Source organism: Gilliamella sp. Choc4-2 (genome assembly GCF_001690355.1).
GTDB lineage: Bacteria > Pseudomonadota > Gammaproteobacteria > Enterobacterales > Orbaceae > Gilliamella > Gilliamella apicola_A.
Genome location: NZ_LZHG01000054.1, coordinates 24,120 through 47,530, shown reverse-complemented (window position 1 = coordinate 47,530; position 23,411 = coordinate 24,120). Strand labels below are relative to the sequence as shown.

22 protein-coding genes, 1 tRNA gene and 1 pseudogene are annotated in these 23,411 nt (G+C 34.3%); 10 read left to right on the top strand and 14 right to left on the bottom strand.

The features are described 5' to 3' along the window. The first annotated feature begins 31 nt into the window (after positions 1–31). The 4 genes from A9G34_RS07215 (at position 32) to asnB (ending at position 4,119) form a co-directional block, all read left to right on the top strand. Complete coding sequence (locus A9G34_RS07215; protein ID WP_065569317.1) at positions 32–1,657, top strand: intermembrane phospholipid transport protein YdbH family protein; 1,626 nt, start codon at positions 32–34, stop codon at positions 1,655–1,657. 11 nt (positions 1,658–1,668) lie between these two features. Beyond that, a complete protein-coding gene (locus A9G34_RS07210; protein WP_065569316.1) occupies positions 1,669–1,854 on the top strand; it encodes a YnbE family lipoprotein in 186 nt (61 codons plus the stop codon). A gap of 102 nt (positions 1,855–1,956) precedes the next feature. Then, on the top strand, positions 1,957–2,301 hold the full coding sequence (locus tag A9G34_RS07205; RefSeq protein WP_065569315.1) for a YdbL family protein: 345 nt from the start codon (positions 1,957–1,959) through the stop codon (positions 2,299–2,301). Positions 2,302–2,445: 144 nt separating this feature from the next. After that, positions 2,446–4,119, top strand: coding sequence for an asparagine synthase B (gene asnB / locus A9G34_RS07200; RefSeq protein ID WP_034947849.1), 1,674 nt, complete (start codon positions 2,446–2,448; stop codon positions 4,117–4,119). A gap of 79 nt (positions 4,120–4,198) precedes the next feature. On the opposite strand, the gene satP is transcribed toward asnB, so the two are convergent. Continuing rightward, positions 4,199–4,777, bottom strand: coding sequence for an acetate uptake transporter (gene satP / locus A9G34_RS07195; RefSeq protein WP_065569314.1), 579 nt, complete (start codon positions 4,775–4,777; stop codon positions 4,199–4,201). A 232-nt stretch (positions 4,778–5,009) separates the two neighbouring features. Between satP and dnaK the strand changes: the two genes are divergently transcribed. Both dnaK and dnaJ read left to right on the top strand, forming a co-directional pair. Next, positions 5,010–6,926, top strand: coding sequence for a molecular chaperone DnaK (gene dnaK / locus A9G34_RS07190; RefSeq protein ID WP_034947844.1), 1,917 nt, complete (start codon positions 5,010–5,012; stop codon positions 6,924–6,926). A 125-nt stretch (positions 6,927–7,051) separates the two neighbouring features. Beyond that, positions 7,052–8,179 carry a molecular chaperone DnaJ gene (gene dnaJ / locus A9G34_RS07185; RefSeq protein WP_065569313.1) on the top strand — a complete coding sequence of 376 codons (1,128 nt, stop codon included), beginning with the start codon at positions 7,052–7,054 and terminating at the stop codon, positions 8,177–8,179. Between the two features lie 252 nt (positions 8,180–8,431). On the opposite strand, the gene grcA is transcribed toward dnaJ, so the two are convergent. Beyond that, complete coding sequence (gene grcA / locus A9G34_RS07180; protein WP_034947838.1) at positions 8,432–8,815, bottom strand: autonomous glycyl radical cofactor GrcA; 384 nt, start codon at positions 8,813–8,815, stop codon at positions 8,432–8,434. A 432-nt stretch (positions 8,816–9,247) separates the two neighbouring features. On the opposite strand from grcA, the gene ung reads away from it, so the two are divergent. Then, the gene (gene ung / locus A9G34_RS07175; RefSeq protein ID WP_065569312.1) at positions 9,248–9,937 is read left to right on the top strand and encodes a uracil-DNA glycosylase; all 690 of its coding nucleotides are present in this window, start codon (positions 9,248–9,250) and stop codon (positions 9,935–9,937) included. Next, positions 9,934–10,191, top strand: a pseudogene (locus tag A9G34_RS11145) (LacI family DNA-binding transcriptional regulator); the annotation flags it as partial. The gene ung and the pseudogene A9G34_RS11145, both read left to right, overlap by 4 nt. On the opposite strand, the gene A9G34_RS07170 reads toward A9G34_RS11145, so the two are convergent. Beyond that, a complete protein-coding gene (locus A9G34_RS07170) occupies positions 10,159–10,416 on the bottom strand; it encodes a DUF805 domain-containing protein (protein ID WP_081295292.1) in 258 nt (85 codons plus the stop codon). The pseudogene A9G34_RS11145 and the gene A9G34_RS07170 sit on opposite strands and share 33 nt — an antisense overlap. 323 nt (positions 10,417–10,739) lie before the next feature. Here A9G34_RS07170 and upp point away from each other — a divergent pair, with 323 nt between their 5' ends. Further along, entirely contained in the window at positions 10,740–11,366 is a 627-nt protein-coding gene (gene upp, locus A9G34_RS07165; RefSeq protein ID WP_065569310.1) for a uracil phosphoribosyltransferase, read from the top strand. Positions 11,367–11,468: 102 nt separating this feature from the next. After that, positions 11,469–12,728: a uracil-xanthine permease family protein gene (locus A9G34_RS07160; RefSeq protein ID WP_081295296.1), complete on the top strand. Its 1,260-nt coding sequence runs from the start codon at positions 11,469–11,471 to the stop codon at positions 12,726–12,728. Positions 12,729–13,203: 475 nt separating this feature from the next. Here A9G34_RS07160 and lysS read toward each other — a convergent pair whose 3' ends face one another. From lysS to A9G34_RS07110, 11 genes are all read right to left on the bottom strand, one after another. Then, positions 13,204–14,721, bottom strand: coding sequence for a lysine--tRNA ligase (gene lysS / locus A9G34_RS07155; RefSeq protein WP_065569309.1), 1,518 nt, complete (start codon positions 14,719–14,721; stop codon positions 13,204–13,206). A gap of 30 nt (positions 14,722–14,751) precedes the next feature. After that, positions 14,752–15,850 (bottom strand): peptide chain release factor 2 gene (prfB, locus tag A9G34_RS07150; RefSeq protein ID WP_141670374.1). Its coding sequence is split into 2 segments (ribosomal slippage): positions 14,752–15,774 and positions 15,776–15,850, totalling 1,098 coding nucleotides; the frame shifts between segments, so codons are not numbered across the junction. Positions 15,851–16,039: 189 nt separating this feature from the next. Continuing rightward, on the bottom strand, positions 16,040–16,666 hold the full coding sequence (locus A9G34_RS07145) for a Fe-Mn family superoxide dismutase (protein ID WP_065569307.1): 627 nt from the start codon (positions 16,664–16,666) through the stop codon (positions 16,040–16,042). A 121-nt stretch (positions 16,667–16,787) separates the two neighbouring features. Continuing rightward, positions 16,788–17,009 carry a hypothetical protein gene (locus A9G34_RS10885; RefSeq protein ID WP_218055695.1) on the bottom strand — a complete coding sequence of 74 codons (222 nt, stop codon included), beginning with the start codon at positions 17,007–17,009 and terminating at the stop codon, positions 16,788–16,790. After that, entirely contained in the window at positions 16,987–17,640 is a 654-nt protein-coding gene (locus tag A9G34_RS07140; protein ID WP_218055694.1) for a VanW family protein, read from the bottom strand. The genes A9G34_RS10885 and A9G34_RS07140 overlap by 23 nt, the downstream gene beginning before the upstream one ends. 25 nt (positions 17,641–17,665) lie before the next feature. Then, positions 17,666–18,394: a type 1 glutamine amidotransferase gene (locus A9G34_RS07135; protein WP_065569306.1), complete on the bottom strand. Its 729-nt coding sequence runs from the start codon at positions 18,392–18,394 to the stop codon at positions 17,666–17,668. 172 nt (positions 18,395–18,566) lie between these two features. Beyond that, positions 18,567–19,763 (bottom strand): restriction endonuclease subunit S, encoded by a 1,197-nt coding sequence (locus A9G34_RS07130; protein ID WP_081295295.1) that lies wholly within the window; start codon positions 19,761–19,763, stop codon positions 18,567–18,569. Further along, positions 19,703–21,739 (bottom strand): HsdM family class I SAM-dependent methyltransferase, encoded by a 2,037-nt coding sequence (locus A9G34_RS07125; RefSeq protein ID WP_065569304.1) that lies wholly within the window; start codon positions 21,737–21,739, stop codon positions 19,703–19,705. Before A9G34_RS07125 ends, A9G34_RS07130 begins: the two co-directional genes overlap by 61 nt. A gap of 323 nt (positions 21,740–22,062) precedes the next feature. Continuing rightward, positions 22,063–22,138 (bottom strand) — tRNA-Asn (locus A9G34_RS07120). Between the two features lie 80 nt (positions 22,139–22,218). Beyond that, positions 22,219–22,800, bottom strand: a complete 582-nt coding sequence (locus A9G34_RS07115; RefSeq protein ID WP_034947809.1) for a YiiX/YebB-like N1pC/P60 family cysteine hydrolase — start codon at positions 22,798–22,800, stop codon at positions 22,219–22,221. Beyond that, complete coding sequence (locus A9G34_RS07110) at positions 22,784–23,371, bottom strand: biotin transporter BioY (protein ID WP_051825423.1); 588 nt, start codon at positions 23,369–23,371, stop codon at positions 22,784–22,786. Before A9G34_RS07110 ends, A9G34_RS07115 begins: the two co-directional genes overlap by 17 nt. Positions 23,372–23,411: the final 40 nt, after the last annotated feature.

The window sequence follows — 23,411 nt, the reverse complement described above, 5'->3', positions numbered from 1 at the left end:
ATCTTTCCTTTGATTAGTTGAGAGTTTAGATATGGCTCGCTTAAAAAAATGCTATTGGGTTTTACTTAGTATTGCACTAATCATTATGCTATTGAGCTTAGGTGTGCGACAATATTGGCTATCATTTAAAGATAAATATCACCTATCAGCAGATTGCCATGGCGTCAGTGTGAACTTTAATGGCTTAGCTATTGATGAAATAACTGTCTCTCAAACATCGCAATACTCACTAATAGCAAAAAAATTACTGATCTCATTGTCGCAGTTATCGGTTGATGAACTCGATATTCATTGGCAATCAGGCGACAAAAAAGTAATAGATGTAGCTCAAAAGGAAATGGTTGAAACGCTTGATCAAAATTTCAATCAAGACACTAGCAAATCCGATATTGATTCGTCATTCCTTTCAACAATACTTTACTGGTTACCATCAAAAATTTATATTAATTCGTTAAGATTTTATGCACAAAATAACGAACAATTTAACGTAAAAGTTGATATCACCAAACAGCAAGAAGCAATACAGTTGGCCATGTCAACCAATAGCCAATATATTGCGAAACTGTCGGCTAATTTGCAATTTAATACAACTGATTCACGTATCGATATACAAAATGGGCTTTTTACCACAACGGTAAACCAATTTGGTATTGAAAATGGGCAACTAACTTTGCCGTTCAATGGTTGGGTTACTCGTAACCAGCTAAATTTATTCAGTTTAAGTAATGCTTCTATTAGTTTAACTAAAGCTAACCTTTCTGATGATCTAATGTTAGCGGATTCAGTTGGTAATTTAATATTTCAAGTTGAGTCTGCCATTCCATTTGACAATAATCAATTATCTGCCACAACACAGCTTGCTATTAATAAACTCAATGGTATTTATAAAAATAGCGAAATAAAATCTGTGACAGGTAATATTAATCTTGTTGTCAAGAATAATCAGTTTACTCTTTCAAGTCCAGCACTGAGTATACAAGAAGTCAATATGGGACTATCTCTTGAAAAGATCAAATTAACTGGAGAGTATTTTGCTTCAATTAATGCCCCCGATAAAGGAATCATCAGTTGGACTAAAGCACAAGCAAATATTTTTTCTGGAATTATTTTTCTTGATAAAAACAAGCTTAATTTAGCGAAATTACCTCAACAATTAAATTTAAAGATAAAACAGATACAGCTAAAAGATATTCTTACTCAATACCCAGCAGAAGGGGTAGCTGGCAGTGGGGCAATCGATGGTAACTTACCGATTACATTATTAGCTAACAAGAAAAAAAGTGGCACGGTAATCGAACCAATTATAAAAAAAGGCCAATTAATTACCACTCAAGATGGATATTTACAATTTGAAAATTCAGCGCTTAAAAGTTATGTCCAAAGTAACCCGAATATGAAAATACTCGCTGATATTATTAAAAATTTTCATTATACTAAGCTAACAGGTACTGTTGACTATGCCAATGAAATTGCCAGACTAGGATTAAATATTCAAGGTAACAATTTAAATGTTGAAAATGGCAAAGCAGTTAATTTAAATATCAATCTTGAAGAAAATATCACTAAATTACTTATGAGTTTACAGCTATCTGATGAAGTTAGTGAGCCTATTCGTAAACGTATTGAAGCATATTTAAAAAAGAAATCTTCAAAATAAGAGGTTATTTTATGGTACGAAATGTTATGGTAATTATGGTATTAGTTGGAACATTAATCGGATGTTCACCTACTGTCAAAGTTCAAGCACCGAACGAACCGATTAATATCAATTTGAATGTTAAAATAGACCATGAAATTAATATTAAAGTCGATAAAGCATTGGATAATATTATTAATAAATCTGGATTATATTAAATTAGTAGATTTGATTGTGTAACGCAAAATGCTAGATATTAAAAATTTTTGTTATTCATATTTAAATTAATGAAATATGATATACCCATTAAGGAGCTTATTATGACTATCTGTAAAAAAGCAATAATAGCATTGTTATCAACTGCTTTATCTTTTTCTGCTTTTGCATTAAATTTAGAGCAAGCAATTAATTCATTAAACCAAGCTAAAACGCAAGGTATTGTCGGTGAACAGGCTGATGGTTATTTAGGTGTAGTGAAAAACGAAGGTAATGCTTCTGAAATTGCGCAATTAATTAATCAGGCTCGTAAAGAGCAATATCAAAAAGTATCAGCCGAAAGTAATATTCCTTTAAGTGAAGTAGAAAAAAAAGCAGGCACTAAAGCACAAGAAAAAACCCCAACAGGGCAATATATCAAGCAACAAGGTCAATGGTTAAAAAAATAATTAACGCTTTAATTGTGTATTAATAGTGTGTATGCTATTTATTAATAATATTTTTTATATTAAATAAAAATATTATTATTTTTTTATCTAGTTAGTTTTTACTTGTAACAGTATCGCTTATGCGATTTAAAATGGAGAAAATCAATGTGTTCGATTTTAGGTATTCTTGATATTAAATCAGATCCAGAACAACTACGAACAAAAGCATTAGAACTATCATGCCTACAACGTCATCGTGGTCCTGATTGGTCTGGTATTTTTGCTTCTGATAAAGCAATTCTTGCTCATGAACGTTTATCAATTGTAGATGTTAATACAGGATCTCAGCCGCTTTATAATAAAGATAAAACATTAGTTTTAGCAGTAAATGGCGAAATTTATAATCATCAAGAACTCCGAAATCAGTACAAAGATCGTTATGAGTTTCAAACAGGCTCTGACTGTGAAGTGATTCTTGCTTTATATCAAGAAAAAGGTATTGATTGCCTTGATGAATTACAAGGTATGTTTGCTTTTATCCTTTATGATATCAATAAAGGGAGCTATTTTATTGGCCGTGACCATATTGGTATTATTCCAATGTATACAGGTCATGATGAAAATGGCACATTTTATGTTGCCTCTGAAATGAAAGCATTAGTTCCTGTTTGTAAAACAATTGAGGCTTTCCCTCCGGGATGCTATCTATCTAGTACCGAAGGTGAAATCAAAACGTATTACAAACGTGACTGGATGGATTACGAAAATGTGAAAGACAATAAGACGGATATTAATGCACTGCGTGTTGCATTAGAAGAGTCTGTAAAAAGTCATTTAATGTCTGACGTGCCATATGGTGTTTTATTGTCAGGTGGACTTGATTCTTCCGTCATTTCAGCGATCACTAAAAAATTTTCAGCACGTCGTGTTGAAGATCACGAAAAATCAGAAGCATGGTGGCCACAGTTGCACTCATTTGCTGTAGGTTTAAAAGGTGCTCCAGATCTTAAAGCTGCACAAGCGGTTGCTGATCATCTAGGTACAGTTCACCATGAAATTAACTTTACCATTCAAGAAGGTATTGATGCGATTCGTGACGTAATTTATTTCATTGAAACTTATGATGTAACCACAATCCGTGCATCAACACCAATGTATTTAATGGCACGTAAAATCAAAGCAATGGGAATAAAAATGGTACTTTCTGGTGAAGGTGCTGATGAAGTGTTCGGCGGTTACCTCTATTTCCACAAAGCGCCAAATGCTAAAGAATTCCATGAAGAAACTGTACGTAAATTAGCTGCACTACATATGTATGATTGTGCACGTGCGAATAAAGCAATGGCGGCTTGGGGCGTTGAAGCTCGAGTACCATTCCTTGATAAAAAATTCTTAGATGTCGCAATGCGCATCAATCCAAATGATAAAATGTGTGGTAGCAATGGCAAAATGGAAAAACATATTGTCCGTGAAGCATTTGAGTCTTACTTACCAGCATCGGTTGTTTGGCGTCAAAAAGAACAATTCTCTGATGGTGTTGGTTATAGTTGGATTGATACATTAAAAGAAATTGCAGAAAGTAAAATTACTGATCAGCAATTAGAAAATGCAAAATTCCGCTTCCCATATAATACGCCAACTTCGAAAGAAGCTTATATGTACCGTGAAATTTTCAATGAACTATTTCCAGTTGAAAGTGCGGCTCATTGTGTACCTGGCGGTCCAACTGTTGCATGTTCAACTGCTAAAGCAATTGAATGGGATGAATCATTTAAGAACTTAAATGATCCATCTGGGCGTGCAGCGGTTGGTGTTCATAACGACGCTTATAAAAAATAATTGGTTTTAGCGATAATTATTTGATAAAAAACGGGAAATATTTCCCGTTTTTTTATTAACGATAGACTAAATTAAATTATTAATGCGCAACGCCTTTTGGTGCACCAATCGGTAAAATAGTACGACCAAATTGCTCATTAATCACTTCTGCCATTGCCAAATAAACGGCACTTGCTCCACAAATAATGCCTTCAAAACCAGCAATATGAATAATACTATGATTACCTGAAATATTACCAATAGCTAATAAAGCAAATAAAATGGTTAAACTAGCAAAAACAAATTGTAATGCGCGGTTACCTTTTAATGTACCAATAAACATAAAGCCAGTAAAAATCCCCCATAACGCAAGGAAAATACCAACAAAAGTCGCATCAGATGGCACTGTCGCTGGTGAAGTTGGTAAATACCAAATACCCACTAACGCAATCCAAAAGAAACCATAAGAAGTAAATGCAGTAGTACCAAACGTATTACCTTTTCTAAATTCTAAAATGCCAGCAATGACTTGTGCAAGTCCACCGTAAAAAATACCCATTGAAACTATTACTGTCATAACAGGAAAAAATCCTGCATTATGGATATTTAATAAAATTGTTGTCATACCAAATCCCATTAGCCCAAGTGGGCCTGGATTTGCAAGTTTAGTTTGTTCCATAAAAATCCTATAAATTAAATATGATGATTAAAAAGAGCAGCAATAATAAGTGTAGAAAACTTTACAATCAAGATTTAAGCAAAATTATTTTTTTTTACCCCTTGATATTGCCAAGAATGTTCCCATTTTATGTGGAAACAAAAACATTTCATTGTGTAAATTAAGGGCTTGAAATTACAGATTTAAGACCTATATACAATAAATAATAAACAGGTTTTGAGGAGAAAAGATTATGGGTAAAATTATTGGTATCGATTTAGGTACAACAAATTCATGTATTGCAGTAATGGACAATGGTCAAGCAAAAGTATTAGAAAACGCTGAAGGCGATCGTACAACCCCTTCTATTATTGCTTACACACAAGATGGAGAAATCTTAGTTGGTCAACCTGCAAAACGTCAAGCAGTAACCAATCCACAAAATACACTATTTGCAATTAAACGTTTAATTGGTCGTCGTTTTGAAGATGCCGAAGTACAACGCGACGTTAGCATCATGCCATATAAGATCGTAAAAGCTGACAATGGCGATGCATGGGTTGATGTTAAAGGTCAAAAAATTGCACCACCACAAATTTCTGCTGAAGTATTGAAAAAAATGAAAAAAACAGCAGAAGATTATCTTGGGGAAGCAGTGACTGAAGCGGTTATTACTGTACCTGCTTATTTTAACGATGCGCAACGTCAAGCAACTAAAGATGCTGGTCGTATTGCAGGACTTGATGTAAAACGTATCATCAACGAACCTACAGCTGCAGCGCTTGCCTATGGTTTAGATAAAGATGTAGGTAACCGAACTATAGCTGTTTATGACCTTGGTGGTGGTACATTTGATATCTCCATTATCGAAATCGACGACGTTGATGGCGAAAAAACCTTTGAAGTATTAGCAACAAATGGTGATACTCACTTAGGTGGTGAAGACTTTGACTCACGTTTAATCAATTATTTAGTTGATGAATTTAAACGTGAACAAAACTTTGATTTAAAAAACGATCCATTAGCAATGCAACGTTTGAAAGAAGCAGCAGAAAAAGCGAAAATTGAATTATCATCAGCTCAACAAACAGATATTAATTTACCGTACATTACTGCTGATGCAACAGGTCCAAAACATTTAAATATTAAAGTAACACGTGCAAAACTTGAGTCTTTAGTTGAAGATTTAGTTAAACGTTCTATGGATCCAGTAAAAACAGCCTTACAAGATGCAGGTCTTTCTGTTTCTGACATTAAAGACGTTATTCTTGTTGGTGGACAAACTCGTATGCCAATGGTTCAAAAAGCGGTTGCTGACTTCTTTGGTAAAGAACCCCGTAAAGATGTAAACCCTGATGAAGCGGTTGCTGTTGGTGCTGCTGTTCAAGGTGGTGTACTTGGTGGTGATGTTAAAGATGTTTTATTACTTGATGTTACACCATTGTCTTTAGGTATTGAGACTATGGGTGGAGTTATGACAGCGTTAATTGAAAAGAATACTACAATCCCAACTAAACATAGCCAAGTGTTTTCAACCGCTGAGGATAACCAATCAGCCGTAACTATTCATGTTTTACAAGGTGAACGTAAACGTGCAAGTGATAATAAATCACTAGGGCAATTTAATCTTGATGGTATTCAAGCTGCACCTCGCGGTATGCCACAAATTGAAGTTACTTTTGATATTGATGCTGACGGTATCTTACATGTATCGGCAAAAGATAAAAATACAGGTCGTGAACAAAATATCACCATTAAAGCTTCTTCGGGTCTAAGTGAAGAAGAAATTCAGAAAATGGTAAACGATGCTGAAGCAAATGCCGATGCTGACCGTAAATTTGAAGAGTTAGCACAAATACGTAACCAAGCAGATCATCTTGTTCATTCAACTCGTAAACAAATAACTGAAGCGGGTGATCAGTTATCAGCTGATGATAAAAAAGCCATTGAAGATGCAGTCAATGCTTTAGAAGTTGCCACTCGTGGTGAAGATAAAGCAGAAATTGAAGCTAAAATTAATGCATTAATGGATGCTTCTAAAAAATTACTTGAATTAGCGCAACAACAAGCCCAAGCAGCTCAAAGTGCGGGACAATCAAATAATGCCACTGGTGCGCAAGATGATGTTGTTGATGCCGATTTTAAAGAAGTTGATGATGATAAAAAATAATCATTAATTAGTATGTTTTTTAATGCGTTATTTCAACAAGTTTTAAACATGTAACACATTAAACGGGCGTGAGGTAACTCAAGCCCGTTTAGTTGTTTATACAATGATAAAAATAAAGGTTAATTATGGCGAAGAAAGATTATTATGAAATATTAGGCGTAAGTAAAAGTGCCAGTGAAAGCGAGATAAAAAAAGCCTATAAACGACTAGCCATGAAATATCATCCCGATAAAAATCAGGATAATAAAGCAGAAGCAGAAGCAAAATTTAAAGAAGTCAAAGAAGCTTATGAAATTTTAACTGATACACAAAAGAAAGCGGCTTATGATCAATATGGACATGCTGCTTTTGAACAAGGCTATGGTGGAGCTGGTGCTAGTGGTTTTAGTGGATTTGGTGGTGGTTCTGCATTTGATGATATATTCAGTGATTTCTTTGGTGGTGGTCGTGGACGTGGACAAACTGTATCTCGTGGCAATGACTTACAATACAATATCACACTAACATTAGAAGAAGCTGCCGCAGGTGTAAGTAAAGAAATTAAGGTACCAACTTGGGTAAGTTGTGATATTTGCCATGGGCAAGGAACTGAAAAGTCTTCTGATGTGGTAACGTGTAATACATGTCATGGTGCTGGTGTTGTACAAATGCGCCAAGGCTTTTTTGCCGTACAACAAGAGTGTCCAACTTGTCATGGTCGTGGTAAAGTCGTTAAAAATCCATGTAAAAAATGTCATGGTGAAGGTCGAATACAAAAAACAAAAACATTGTCTGTCACTATTCCTGCTGGTGTTGATACAGGAAACCGAATTCGACTTTCTGGTGAAGGTGAAGCGGGCTTAAATGGAGCTCCTGCTGGTGATTTATATGTACAAGTGCAAGTTAAACAGCATGCTATTTTTGAGCGAGATGGCATAAATCTGCATTGCGAAATCCCGATTAATATTGCATTAGCATCACTTGGTGGCGAAGTTGAAGTGCCAACACTTAATGGCAAGGTCAGCTTAACAATTCCTGCCGAAACACAAACAGGTAAAATGTTTAGGCTACGTGGTAAAGGCGTTAAATCATTACGCACTAGCACTATGGGTGATCTTTACTGTCATGTTGTGGTGGAAACACCGGTTAATTTAACTAGTAAGCAAAAAGATCTACTGAAAGAATTAGGCGAAAGTTTTAAAGCAGATAAAAATTCAAAACACAGTCCAAAAGAAAAAAGCTTTTTTGATAAAGTAAAGAAATTTTTTGGGTAATATAAAAAATTAATTAAGCGAGATAGGTATTATCAATCTCGCTTTTTATTATCACTAGATAAGGTAAAAATTATTTTCCTTACATAATTAGATGCATTAAAAAGAGAAATGATTCAAAGTATAAAAATATATACAACCTATTAAGTGAAAAGAAAATGAAAAGGATGAATTAAAAATTAATATGACATCAAAACAATACTTTCGAACACTCAGAAAAAACAGAGTGTTCGAATAAAATTATTAGTATACAAATTACATTTTTGTCGTAAATGTACGTGCGATAACATCACGTTGTTGTTCAGCAGTTAACGAGTTAAAGCGAACTGCATAACCAGAAACTCGAATGGTTAATTGTGGGTATTTTTCAGGATGTTGAACAGCATCTTCTAAAGTTTCGCGTCGAAGAACGTTTACATTTAAATGTTGACCACCTTCAACTTTGATTGTTGGTGCTACATCTAATGGAATCTCACGATATTCGAATTGACCCAATTCAGCTGTTGGAATAACCTGATCTTCTTTATAAACTGATTTAGCGGCTACACAACGAGCTTCTTTTGTTGAGTCATCTAATAACCAAAAAGAATTAAGTAATGCAGCATTGTCAGCTTTAGTAATTTGAATACCTGTAATCATTTTGAGCCCTCCTACGGGGTTTTATTACCCTAAAATTATTAAGGATAATATAGCACTTTCAAAATTTGATTAAAGTCAAAAAAAACTATCAATTCAATAATCAATACCTTTGATTGCTATTTTAGTTATGGCTATAAAAGTTATTTATATTAATTATTTTGAATTTATCACTTTATTTAAAATTAAAAGAACTTAACCAAATATTTTATTTAGTACAATGTCGATAGGAGCCCTAAAATATTATAAAAATATCAGTTAAACATTGAAAGTTTGAATAATCAGTTTCCATTTTATATCTAAGTAAACATTTAAGAATATTGGTTTAGCGAAAGCCAAGCTGATTAACATTAGGTTTATTATTTTTTTTAGGTATAATTATTTAATCAGCAAATAATGTTGTTGAGTCATATGAAATAATAATATAGGTATTGTATGAGTAATCAATTAACATGGCATGATGTTATAGGCAATGAAAAAGAAAAGCCCTATTTTCAGAATATAATGCAATTTGTAGCATCTGAACGTACTAATGGTAAGATTGTGTACCCACCACAGCATGATGTGTTTAATGCATTTCGTTTTACACCGTTTGATCAAATCAAAGCGGTGATTTTAGGGCAAGATCCTTATCATGGTCCTAATCAAGCTCACGGTCTTTCTTTTTCTGTTTTACCCGGAGTTAAGACACCACCATCGTTAGTTAATATTTATAAAGAACTGGCAACCGATATTGATGGTTTTACAATTCCTTCTCATGGCTATTTAGCTTCTTGGGCTGCTCAAGGTGTATTACTATTAAATAATGTGTTGACTGTTGAAGCGGGGCAAGCGCATTCTCATGCAAAAATAGGTTGGGAAACTTTTACTGATAATGTGATAGCGGCAATCGATGAGTATCTTGAAGGTGTGGTTTTTTTATTGTGGGGATCTCCTGCACAAAAAAAAGGGCAGTTTATTAATCGCCAAAAACATCATGTATTAACATCGGTGCATCCATCACCGTTATCAGCTCATCGTGGATTTTTTGGCTGTAAGCACTTTTCCAAAGCGAATGATCTTATTATGCAACAAGGTAAAAAAGCAATAGATTGGCAACCAAGACTATCGGAAAAACAAACATGAGTAATAATAAAAGACGTCGAACAAGTTTGCAGGAAATTGCAAATCTAATCGGGATTAGTAAAATGACTGTGAGTCGTTTCTTACGTGATCCCAATCTTGTATCAAAACCACTTCAATTACAAATTTCAGCCGCAATAGATAAGCTAGGATATATTCCCAATAAAGCTCCCGATATGCTGCCTAACGCTAAAAGTAATGCCATTGGCATTGTGTTCCCTTCTTTAACCAATCAGGTTTTCGCCATATTGGTTAGGACCAAGAGTTGAATCGGTACACATAAGCTTTAATAGCGTATAAGGTATTGCAGTCAAAAAGTACCAACCCGGTTTATCAACATCATGCAAACGGCGTACTGTAACTGCGCAATTAGGAACAAATAAAGTCAATGTCAAGCTCAAAGTTAAAACGAGGTTATTTTTCATCATATTATCAATAATTATCATCAAAATAATTAGAACAATATAGATCGAAGAGAACATCCAATATTCTTCACGGCAAGCTCGTCCATTAAAATTTGCATAATTTATTGTAATACAATCAATAAACCAATTCTTTCCTATATTCCTTTTTTAAATTAATTACTGAAATAAATTATTTGGGACGGCTATTTTAATGAAAAAAAAACGAAAATAAAACTGATTTTTATCGTTAAATTTTTTTATTTTTATTTTTTATCAATATTTACATTGCCTATAAGGCTGTTGATTTCAGGTTTTCATAAAGTGATAACTATGTTAGAATTACCGCTCAGTGGTTATTTATACCAGCTAACAGATTATAGAAAATAACACTGAGGCCCTCCATGAAAATAGTTGAAGTAAAACACCCTCTTGTACGTCATAAAATTGGATTAATGCGTGAACACGATATTAGTACCAAAGACTTTCGTAATCTTGCCAGCGAAGTTGGCAGTTTATTAACTTATGAAGCAACGGCTGATCTACCTACCGAAACAGTAACAATAGACGGTTGGTGTGGACCTGTTCAAGTAGAACGTATTAAGGGTAAAAAAATTACGGTTGTACCTATTTTGCGTGCTGGCTTAGGTATGATGGATGGTGTGCTTGAGCATGTGCCAAGTGCCCGTATTAGCGTTGTTGGTTTTTACCGTAACGAAGAAACGTTAGAACCTGTTCCTTATTTTCAAAAACTAACCTCGGATATTGAAGATCGAATGGCTTTAGTTGTTGATCCAATGTTAGCTACAGGTGGCTCAATGGTGGCGACAATCGATTTGCTTAAAAAAGCAGGTTGTAAAAATATTAAAGTATTAGTTTTAGTTGCTGCACCAGAAGGTATTAAAGTGCTTGAACAAGCTCACCCTGATGTTGAACTTTATACTGCATCGATTGATGAGAGGTTGAACGAAAAAGGCTACATACTACCTGGACTGGGTGATGCTGGAGACAAAATCTTCGGCACAAAATAAAATCTCAAAATTTAGACCGGTTAATCCGGTTTTTTTATGCCTGTTAATCAGGCAAGTTATACAATAAATTTCGTTAAGTAAGAGAGGCGAGATGTGAGCAATATCACAACAGATAAAACAAAAAATATAACATCACTGCATAAACATTCTTGGCAAGATATTTTTACTGGAGCGCAAATGTTATTTGTCGCATTTGGTGCATTGGTGTTAGTTCCACTATTAACAGGGTTAAACCCGAATGTAGCTCTTTTTACTGCTGGAGTAGGTACTTTATTATTTCAATTGACAACTAAAGGTAAAGTTCCTGTATTTTTAGCTTCGTCATTTGCTTTTATTGCTCCTATCTCATTTGGTGTTGCTCAATGGGGGATTCCTGCTACTTTAGGCGGTTTAATAGCTGCGGGATTTGTATTTATGTTTTTTTCTTTTTTAGTAAAAATAAATGGTAAACATGTTATTGATAGTATCTTACCGCCAGTTGTAACTGGACCAATTATTATGGTTATTGGTTTATCATTGGCGCCTGTTACTATAGGTATGGCAATGGGTAAAAACAGTGGACTGCAAGCTGAAAATTATCAATTGATTATTATTTCAATGGTATCATTATTAACAACTTTAGTGGTTGCCATTTGGACAAAAGGTTTTTTAAAATTATTACCTATTATTTCGGGTATTGTAGTTGGTTATACGCTCTCTTGCATGTTTGGTATTGTCAATTTCCAGCCAATTATTGACGCACCATGGTTTAAAGTTCCCGATTTCACTTTTCCTGAATTTCACTGGCAAGCCATTTTGTATATGATCCCAATTGTCATTGCGCCAACCATTGAACATGTTGGCGATATTATGGCTATTAGCGCCGTAACAGGTAAAGACTATACACGCGATCCTGGTTTACAGCGTACATTACTTGGTGATGGGCTAGCAACTTCGATGGCAGGATTTTTTGGTGGACCACCGTGTATTACTTATGCAGAAGTGATTGGTGCAGTAACGCTAACTCGCAATTTCAAAACTCGAGTAATGACATGGGCAGCTTTTTGGGCAATTTTAATGTCTTTTATCGGAAAAATTGGTGCATTTTTAAGTTCAATTCCAACTGTAGTAATGGGTGGGATTATGGTGTTACTGTTTGGTTCTATTGCATCTGTGGGCATTAATATCTTAGTGAAACATAAAGTCGATCTATCTGTACCGCGTAATATGTGTATTGTTTCATTAGTTTTAGTTTTTGGTATTGGAGGGATGATCTTTGATTTTGGCTCTTATACACTGCAAGGTATTAGTTTGTGTGGTATTTTAGCTATTGTGTTAAATCTTATCTTGCCACATCAAGTCAAATCGATTGATAGCCACTAAATTCACTCATATTTCGTTGGCTATATTGATAGTCAACGATTCTTTATGATATGTCATGATTAATTTATTGATACATTGTGCATTGCTTGATATCTTAAATTAATAGATAAAAGTGAATAACTACTCACTTTTTTATTTTGTGATTATTCTCACATGCAATAAACTAATTTTAGCAATATTGTTTTCTTTTTAATATTAACTTATATAGTGTTTTTTGCCATTTATGATGGTATATGTACTTACTAAGTATGTAAGTAATAACTTACAATGTTATTTGTTAATCATTAAAGCTGATGTTGGATAACTGGGTATTAAACAATAAATAATCTAGATGGGCTATTAGTAAGTAAAATGAATTAGTATGTTTTTTATTGGTTACGATACAAATTGTTGTTAAAAACTTTCAGTAAAACATGCGTTTCAGTATAAAAACACACTTATCAAAAAATAAGTGTGTTTTTAATGATAAACCGTTTTATTTGATTGGACGCATGGTTGGGAATAAAATTACGTCACGAATTGTATGGCTGTTGGTAAATAGCATCACCGTACGGTCAATACCAATCCCAAGTCCTGCTGTAGGCGGTAAACCGTGCTCCAGCGCTGTAATATAATCTTCATCATAAAACATCGCTTCATCATCACCCGCATCTTTTTGTGATACTTGATCAGCAAAGCGTTGAGCTTGATCTTCAGCATCGTTAAGTTCTGAGAATCCATTGCCAATTTCACGACCACCAATAAAAAACTCGAATCGGTCTGTTACAAATGGGTTTTCGTCGTTACGGCGAGCAAGCGGTGATACTTCTGCTGGGTATTCGGTAATAAAAGTTGGTTGAATTAAGTTCGATTCAGCCACTTCTTCAAAAATTTCAGTCACAACACGACCAAGTCCCCAACCTTTTTCAATTTTAATGCCAATTGATTGTGCTATGGCACAAGCTTTATCAAAGTCATCTAGATCAGTATTATTGGTTTCAGGGCGGTAATGGCAAATGGCTTCACGCATGGTCATTTTGATAAATGGTTTACCAAAATCAAACGTATGTTCACCATATTGCACAACAGCATCACCTGTTACCGTAATAGCTAAACGACGGAATAATGTTTCTGTTAATACGATCAGATCTTTGTAATCAGCATAAGCCATATACATTTCCATCATGGTAAATTCTGGATTATGTCTTGGTGATACGCCTTCATTTCGGAAGTTGCGATTAATTTCAAATACCCGCTCAAAGCCACCTACAACTAATCGTTTTAGATAAAGTTCTGGCGCAATACGCATATACATATCTAAATCAAGCGCATTGTGATGCGTAATAAATGGTTTAGCTGATGCACCACCCGGAATTACCTGCATCATTGGCGTTTCGACTTCCATAAAGTGGTTTTCAATCATAAAGTTGCGGATTTCACTGACAACTTTGGAACGCGCTTTAAAAGTCTCTCTTGACTCTTGATTTGTGATAAGATCCAAGTAACGTTGACGGTAACGCATTTCTTGATCGGCAAGTCCATGAAACTTATCAGGTAATGGGCGAAGAGCTTTAGTTAATAAACAAATTTCTTCACAGTGAATAGAAAGCTCACCAGTTTTAGTCTTAAATAGGTAACCTTTAGCGCCGACAATATCGCCCAAATCCCATTTTTTAAATTGCTCGTTATAAAAACCTTCAGGGAGATCATCACGAGTAACATAAAGTTGGATTTGTCCAGCAACATCTTGTAGAGAAACAAACGAGGCTTTACCCATAATACGACGCATCATCATACGGCCAGCCACAGTTACAATAATTTTCTTTTCAATCAGTTCTTCGTTAGTTTTATCGCCATATTGTTTATGGAGATCACTAGAAATCGCATCACGGCGAAAATCATTAGGAAAAGCAATACCTTGTTCGCGAAGATGAGCGAGCTTTTCGCGACGTACTTTTAGTTCATTATTTAACTCTTCAATTTGGTTTTGTTGATCTTGCTGCTCTGTTGACATAGTTTTACCTTTTATTTATAACCAAGCGGTTTATAAACCTGCTTTTAAGCTTTCTTCAATAAATTGATCTAAATCGCCATCTAATACGGCCTGTGTATTACGAGTTTCAACGCCAGTACGCAAATCCTTGATACGCGAATCATCAAGTACGTAAGAGCGAATTTGGCTCCCCCAACCAATGTCAGATTTAGTCTCTTCCATTTGTTGTTTTTCAGCATTCTTTTTTTGCATCTCAAGCTCATACAGTTTTGCTTTTAACTGTTTCATTGCTTGATCTTTATTGCTGTGTTGTGAACGGTTATTTTGACATTGAGTAACAATACCCGTAGGAATATGAGTGATTCGTACAGCAGACTCAGTTTTATTTACATGTTGACCACCAGCACCTGACGCACGGTATACATCGATACGGAGATCGGCAGGGTTAATGTCGATATCAATATCATCATCAATTTCAGGATAAACAAATACAGAAGCAAACGAGGTATGGCGTCGATTGCCTGAGTCAAATGGACTTTTGCGAACTAGGCGGTGTACTCCAGTTTCTGTGCGTAACCAACCGTAAGCATAATCACCCGATACTTTAATCGTTGCCGATTTGATACCAGCAACATCACCATCCGATACTTCCATCACTTCAGTTGCAAAACCTTTTGATTCAGCCCAGCGTAAATACATCCTAAGTAACATTTCTGCCCAATCTTGTGCTTCAGTTCCCCCTGAGCCTGATTGGATATCTAAATAACAATCTGCACTATCATATTTACCAGAAAACATTCGTCGGAATTCAAGTTCAGCCAGTTTTTTCTCTAACTGTTCAAGTTCAAAATTAGTTTCATCGAAAGTATCTTGATCTTCAGCTTCAATAGCAAGTTCAAGCAAGCCTTCAACATCGTCAAGACCTTGAGTTAATGAATGAATGGTATTGATTATTTCATCAAGTGCAACGCGTTCTTTACCTAACGCTTGTGCTTTTTCTGGATCGGCCCATACTTCGGATTGCTCTAGCTCGGCATTGACTTCTTCGAGCCGTTCTTTTTTTAGATCATAGTCAAAGATACCCCCGAATCACGGCTGTGCGTTCGGTAAGTTCTGCTATCTTTGATTTAACTGGATTAATTTCAAACATGATTTAAATGGAGTTGCTCTGTTTTATGATTTATTAAACAAGCGTCCATTGTAGCGGATTTGGGCATAATTTAGCAATTGCCAATTACTATTTTTGACTTTGACTCAGTAAATAAAGCATTGCTCGAAAAGAAAAGATGGCGCACTAGGCGCCACTTTTTAAGGTGAAAAGAATATGAGTACAATCAAGTTATTTTTTGGCTTCAGCGTATAGCTCAGCAACTTTATCCCAGTTAACTACATTCCAAAATGCACCAATGTAATCAACACGGCGGTTTTGATATTTCAAATAATAAGCATGTTCCCAAACATCTAGTGTTAAAATCGGCGTACCAGAAACACCAGCAAATTTTTCGCCCATTATCGGTGAATCTTGATTGGCTGTAGAAACAACTTCAAGTTTACCATTTTGTAATACTAACCAAGCCCAACCTGAACCAAATCGAGTTGCTGCCGCTGCTGCAAATTTTTCTTTAAATGCATCAACTGAACCAAAATCTTTTTCGATGACCGCTTTTAGGTCGCCTTTTAGTTCAGTACCAACTTTTAATAGTTCCCAGAAAAGAGTGTGATTAACATGACCACCTACGTTATTTTTAATACCTGTGATTTTGTCAGCAGGTACTTTATCTAAATTTTTTAACAAAGTGCTGGGGCAAAACTCTTTTAATTCAGCTGGCAAAGTTTCAAGAATGGCATTTGCATTGTTCACATAGGTTTGATGATGTTTATCGTGATGCAGATGCATAGTTTCAGAATCAATATAAGGTTCTAATGCATCATAAGCATAAGGTAATGGAGGTAAAGTATAAGCCATGAAATTTGCTCCTTTCATATATTAGGTATTATTAACTACTTTATTTCATGAGTATACGGGCTATTAGTATAGCTCTCAAACTATCACTTAGATAGTTAGTGACTATCTGTTATCAGAATGACTATTGCTTTTTCAATTCGTCTTCATTATTTGCTATAAATGGGGTATACATCATAATTGCGTGGTTTTCGCTGATGAGCTTTTCTTCAACATGGTTATCAATTAAATGTGTTTTACGTTGCCATATTTTATTATGTCTGGTAAAACCTCCCCACCATTGTTGTTCAATACGATGATCGGTTTCTAGGATTTCATAATGATTACTTAAGGGGGGTATCAGCAAGTAATTCGCCATGTAAATATTGATCATCAAGCCAAAGATTAAGCCGGTAAGTGCTATTGGTTTTATTGATTAACTGTAAATCTACATAGTTATAAGATAGGGTGGCGCCACAAGCAAAAGGAATAGTTCGATTGATATCAGGGAAAACATCAAAACTATGACGCCAACGTTCTATGATTGTAAGATCGGAGTGTAATACAATCCAATAAATCAAATTACCTAATTGGCATAATCCTCCACCAATATCTTTGCCTATCTGTCCATTATGTAATGATAGTCCTTCTAAAAATCCCCGTTTTTTGGATGGGCGTCCTACTTTTTGCCAGATCGAAAAACGTTGATTAGGCTTAATGATTGAACCATTAAGTTTTTCAATTGCTAATCTAAGATTAGTGATTTTGTTATATTGTAAATACATATCAACATCTTTTAGTTGTCTTAATAAAACAGACTGATGTTTTTTGTGAGAATAACAACATGTATTATTATTTATGTCGACAGTGCAATATGCGTTACGATGTCGCCACCAATCAAATTTTCGTTTTAAGATAAAATATTCTTTGCCTAATTTTAGCCTTAATTTACTGCGTTTTATCGGTTTATCGATAATAATATCCTGCATATTTTCCATTCCCTTATCGACAATATATAATCGGTCATTTTTCTAAAGGTGACAGATAGCGTTGGCTTAACTTGTCGAGAAAAGTGAAAAGTTTTTGATTCATTTCAGTGTAATCATGAGAGCGAAGCTTATCAGGTGTATCGACAAAGCGGTATTTTTCTGCTTGACTAAGTTCCTTTTGTGAATGGGTAATTAATAATTCGACCACTTCAGGTGTTAACTCCATATGGCATTGGAAACCATAAACAAATTTACTGTATGCAATGATTTGACGAGGACACCCTTCACTATAAGCAATAATTTGAGCATCTTTGGTTAAACCTGGCATATCATTGTGCCAATGACCGACTTCTAATGTGCTACCAAAATCAGTAAACAAAGGATTTGTTTTACCGATTTGAGTTAATACAATAGGGAATTTGCCAATTTCTTTTTCTGGGCTATTGCTATAACTTGCCCCTAAAGCTTCACCGATTAATTGTGAACCAAGACATACACCAATGACTACTTTCTCTGCTTTTATTGCAGATAAAATAATGGCTTGTTCTGCTTTAGAATCAAAATGAGCGCATTCTTGTTTGGTAGTTGATGGTGACTGTGGACCGCCCATAACAATAAGAAAGTCGATATCATCAATGCTATTAGGGAGTGGTTCATTAAGGTAAACGCGAGAATAAGTTATAGTGTGATGATGCATCATAGCCCATTGCTCATAGGCACCAGGTGCTTCAAAAGCTTCATGAATAATAAAATGTATATGCATTAATAACAGTTCCTTTAATTTTTACAATACAGATTTTTTACTTTTGGGGTTGTACTATTTTCGTGGAGATAATTATACTCATTAAAATTATAGGTGGTTAGCACGTATTTAAGCACAGCTTAAAACTATACGACTAAACGCCTATAAAATGTTTTTTATATATTTGAGAGTCTTAATTCTTATTATTTTCTGATTGTACCACCATTTTTGTTGCTGCAATTTTTTTATTAGCATATAAAACAACATCTTTAATTACTAATTTTTGAATAGCAGAGATAAATGTTTCCATTATTGAATAATTAGGCTGACCATTTTTTATAGGAAGTTTTATGAATTGTTTTTCTATAATATTTGTATTAAAGCTTGATCTTCCCCAACTAAAGCAACTAAAAGATTTTTGCATCGTTGAAACAAAAAATAATCCGTTTAACTTATTAAAACGATCATCTTTTGATTTCAAAATTTTTATTTTATCACCAGTAAAATAAGGTTCTTTCTGATAAAAGATTGTTGCCGTATCTTGACCAAAAGACAAAGTGTTCGCTTCATTTAAAAATTGTTCATCCTCATTTATATAACCACGTATCCCATTACATAAATTCGTTCTAACCACATAAGGTTTTCCAAAATCAGAAATATAAACTTTATTTGCATCAAATCGTTTTTTATATGAATTTATATAAAACAAATATCCAGTTCTAAACTGACTAAAACTAAATTGATCACTTTCAAAATCATCTAAAGCTTGTTGCTCTTCTTTTGTTAAAGTGTAATCTTTTAAGCCTGTAACAGATAAATAGGCTTCCAGTTCCGCTATACGCTCTGCTTCCAGTTCCGCTATAAAATTTTCCATAAAATCAAAATTTATCTGACCATCTTTTAAAATAGGTAATTGAACTATTGTATTTAAGAAAGTTTTATCGACATCTCTAACAAGCACAGATAATAAATTTTGTTTTTGTTTATTCAAAAGTGCTGTGAAATATAATACAGAATTTTTCTTAAGTTGAATTTTAGGCACAATTTTTCTTACAAATTGACCCGCATACCATGGCTTTTGACGATAGAAAAAATCCATCTGTAAAAGCCCTAAGCTCCAATTTCCGGATGAATTCAGATTTTCTTTATTTATATATCCTGTTTCCATCAAGATTCCCTGATTTTGGGATGTTCTAGTAACATAATCATATTGATTACCAACGTTAAGTTTTTCTTTGTTAAAACTTAACGTGTTCTTTATATCAAACAAATCTCCTAATTTAAATTCACCCCACTTAACTTCTTGCAACTTTTTGCTAAGTGAGGAATCTACTTTCCCAGCCTTTCCTCTTCTTTGTTTTGTTGCTTTAGTAAATTGGAGACTTCCCAAGCCAAATAGTCGCTGACTGTTTTCTTAAAGTCTTGTAATGTCGGTTTGGTATCAATTGGTGCGCTTTGGTTCCAATCAGTGCCATTTTCAGGGTCTATGGTATTTTCGTAATACTCTTTATCGGTAAAAATATTAAGTTTACTCCGCCCAAAACGTACCAAGTTAACTAATTCTTGATATCGTTCTATCGCTCTGCCTGTATCTTTTAAATTGTTACTTGCTTTTTTGCGGTTAGTTCGTGTGTATCCGTCGTTTGAGAAGTCAATAAACTTCACCATTTCATCTTTTTCATGCTTTTCATTTATTTTAAACACATAAATATTTGTTTGTACGCTTGATTTGCCGATAAATAAATCAATAGGCATTTTTATACTGGCTAGAAGGGTATGTTTTTTTAAAATTCTTTGATTGTATTCTTTTGCTTTACCGGAACCGGCAGAATTTTGTATAATGATGGCTGCATACCCTTTATTCATCATATTAAGCGCTTTTTCTACAAAAATCATCCCATTACCTTTTGCAGAATAAGGCGGGTTGAGTATAAAAGCATCTGCCGGGAATTTTTCGTTCGGTTTTCCAAAGCCGTAATTACCATCAAAGTCGATTAAGGAATCTTTATTTAAAATATTTGAGCTTCCGTCTCCCATTAAGATCATATTTAAAATTGCCAACATATATACACTGGAAAGGACTTCTAAACCTAGCAATTGTTCGGCTTTTATTTGAATCTCTTTTTGCTTGAGTTTATCCGGCGATGTAATGCTGTTTTTAGCATCATTCAGCATTTCGTTCATTGCGGCAACAAGTAAGCCGGCAGATCCTGTTGCAAAATCCCAAACGTAGGAGTCTTTATTTATTCGTGCCAATTTTACTAAAAGGGTAGCAACATACGAAGGTGTGAGTACTACGTCGTTAAGTTTATCTTGAGTAAAGCCTAACCAAGAATACATTTCATTAAAGAGTTTTCCCGTAAAATCAGTCGTTAATCCGATTTTGTAATAGATACCTAAATCATCAATAATTTTAGTAAACACTCTTTTTAACTGAGATTCCCCATTATTGACTTTATTGATGTTTTCGGTGGTAAGAGTATTTTGCAAAGTTCTTAGAATAAGGTCTTTTTTCTCATTAGGTAATTTCTTTTCCTCTAAAAATGCTTTGATTTTTCGAACAATTATATCTCCATCTGTATTGCCTTTTTCGATAGACGATTTTAAATCTTCTTTTTCAAGAGGCGCCACTTTACCGGGTATCCCCAATGTTGCAATAATAGAGGCAGCAACCAGATAAACTCGATCGTTTTCTCCTAATCCTTTTTCATTTTGGTATATGTCATTATTAAGCTTTACCAGACTCGCATTAATTTCTCTTTCACGTTGTTCTTTGAGCTTCTCAATCTCTTCTTGTGTTAGGCTTAACGATTTTACTTGCTCGATAAAAGCATAAAAGTTTTCTCTTTTTAAAAAAGATAAATCTGAAAATTCGCCAACTTTTTGACCTATCCCAAAATTACTTTTTGAAACATAATAAACCCCTATTTGATATTGTATTTTTTCATTTTCGTCTTTATAACCGGTCATTCCGATAGCGATAATATCGGTGTAACTGGTATGGTGCAGTATAGCATTAGCATAATGGACAGCTCCGTTTACTGCATATGAATTGATATTTTTAAAATGGGGCTCATTTTTTGCTGTTCTATTCTCAACTTGTCCTTGATTGTCTAGTTTTACGAGTTTATTTTTATATCCTTTATATTCAATAAGGACAGGGTAAAAATTCATATTTTCATGTTGTAGCAACAACTTCACATCGGGGCGATTTGCACCATTTCCGCCGTTTTTAGTAAAGTAATCGGAAAGTGCTTTATCTATTTCAGTATTTAATGATTCTTGTTCTAATTTATAGTCTAATTGATGTGATTTAAGCCAACCGTTAGCTAAATCTGCAATATTGGGTTCGATTGATTGCACCATTATTCTTAATCTCTTTGTTCTTAAATTTTACAAATTCCAAAGTAAAATTTGGAAATGAAGATATATTGTAAATATAAACTTCTAAAGAAGTTGGTTATCTTAACATTTTTGATGAAATATTATTTAATATAATATGCCGTTAAAAGAAAAAATTAGAATTATTATTTTTTAACGTAATTGATATGCTAGCTAACTAATTATGGAGTGAATAAGACTAAATGTGGAAATGGCTCAAAGAAAGAAGCTCGACTAATTTGTGCAGCTGATCAATTTTTCAAAAAAATCAGAATTTAGAAAATCTTTTGCTAATATTATATAGATATTGGCTCCTCCAACAGGACTTGAACCTGTGACATACGGATTAACAGTCCGCCGTTCTACCGACTGAACTATGGAGGAACCGAAATGTAGCGCGCATATTATAGATTTAATGGCGCTATGTCAATAGTAAAATGCTTTTTTGTGTTAATTACCTCCTTTTAGAATAATTCAAGTGTTAGGATGGTCTTGAATAAGTGGTTTTGTCTAAGTAACTGTTGTGGGTGAGATCCTAATTCTTGTTGTGGAATAATCTGATTTAGATCGCGATAATAATCGACCCAATAAGATAAAATTTCATTTGTCGTTAAATCTTTAAAATTCATTGGATATAATGCAAAATAATCATTACCTTGCTCAGTTTTAAAGGCATAAGTAATTAGCTCGCTGCAATAAAACCCATCTGCATTGGGATGAAAGCTGTGATTGTAAGGTGAGCCTAAACATTTCTTTACCCGCCTTAATGCATTTTGAATAATAACTAAATCATGGATTCTACCAATGATGTTATGCTTAGCTGTACAAATAAAATTAGTCAATGACTGTTCAATCACGCCATAGCTTTGCGTTGCTTCAATAACAGTATTATTTCCAATATATAAACCAACATGATTAATGCTTTTGGTTATTTCATCTATATTTGGCACTGCACCTGAAAGGCTTACAGCGCCATTAAAAGCATTATTTTTTTTAAGGCTTTGGAAGATAATATCTCCACATTGGAGATTATTGTTTTTTTGCACGATAGCGCCATAGCGAAAACATTACACAAGTTGCAATAATAAATTTAAGCGCATCAACACCAACAAATGGGAAATAACCCACTTTTAAAGCATCAATAAGTGTAATGTTTAAATAGCCCATTAAATAGACGACACCAAATACAAATAACAATTGGTGTGCACAAGCGAATGCAATTAAGCCTAAAATAAAGTGACGATCATACCCTTTTTCTGCTGCAAAACCTGCTAAATAGGCGCTAAATACATAACCATACAAGTAACCCGAAGAAGGCGATGCTAGTGCCATAATCCCTCCGCTACCATTAGCGAATAGAGGTAGTCCCATGGCGCCTAAAAAAAGGTATTGAATTATTGCTAATGCGCCTAGTTTACGACCTAAAAAAGCACCAATTAACAATACTGCCAATGATTGTAATGTAAATGGAACAGGGTAAGTAGGAATGCTAATATTAGCGGCTAATCCTAAAAGTAATGCTGCACTGGTAGTGACCAATAATTTACGTTGCCAAGAAGATAAATTTACCAGTGTCGTGATAAATGTTGGATAATACGAAGTCAGTTGTTGTTTCATTATTTTCTACCTTTTATATAAATAATAGAACTATAATAGC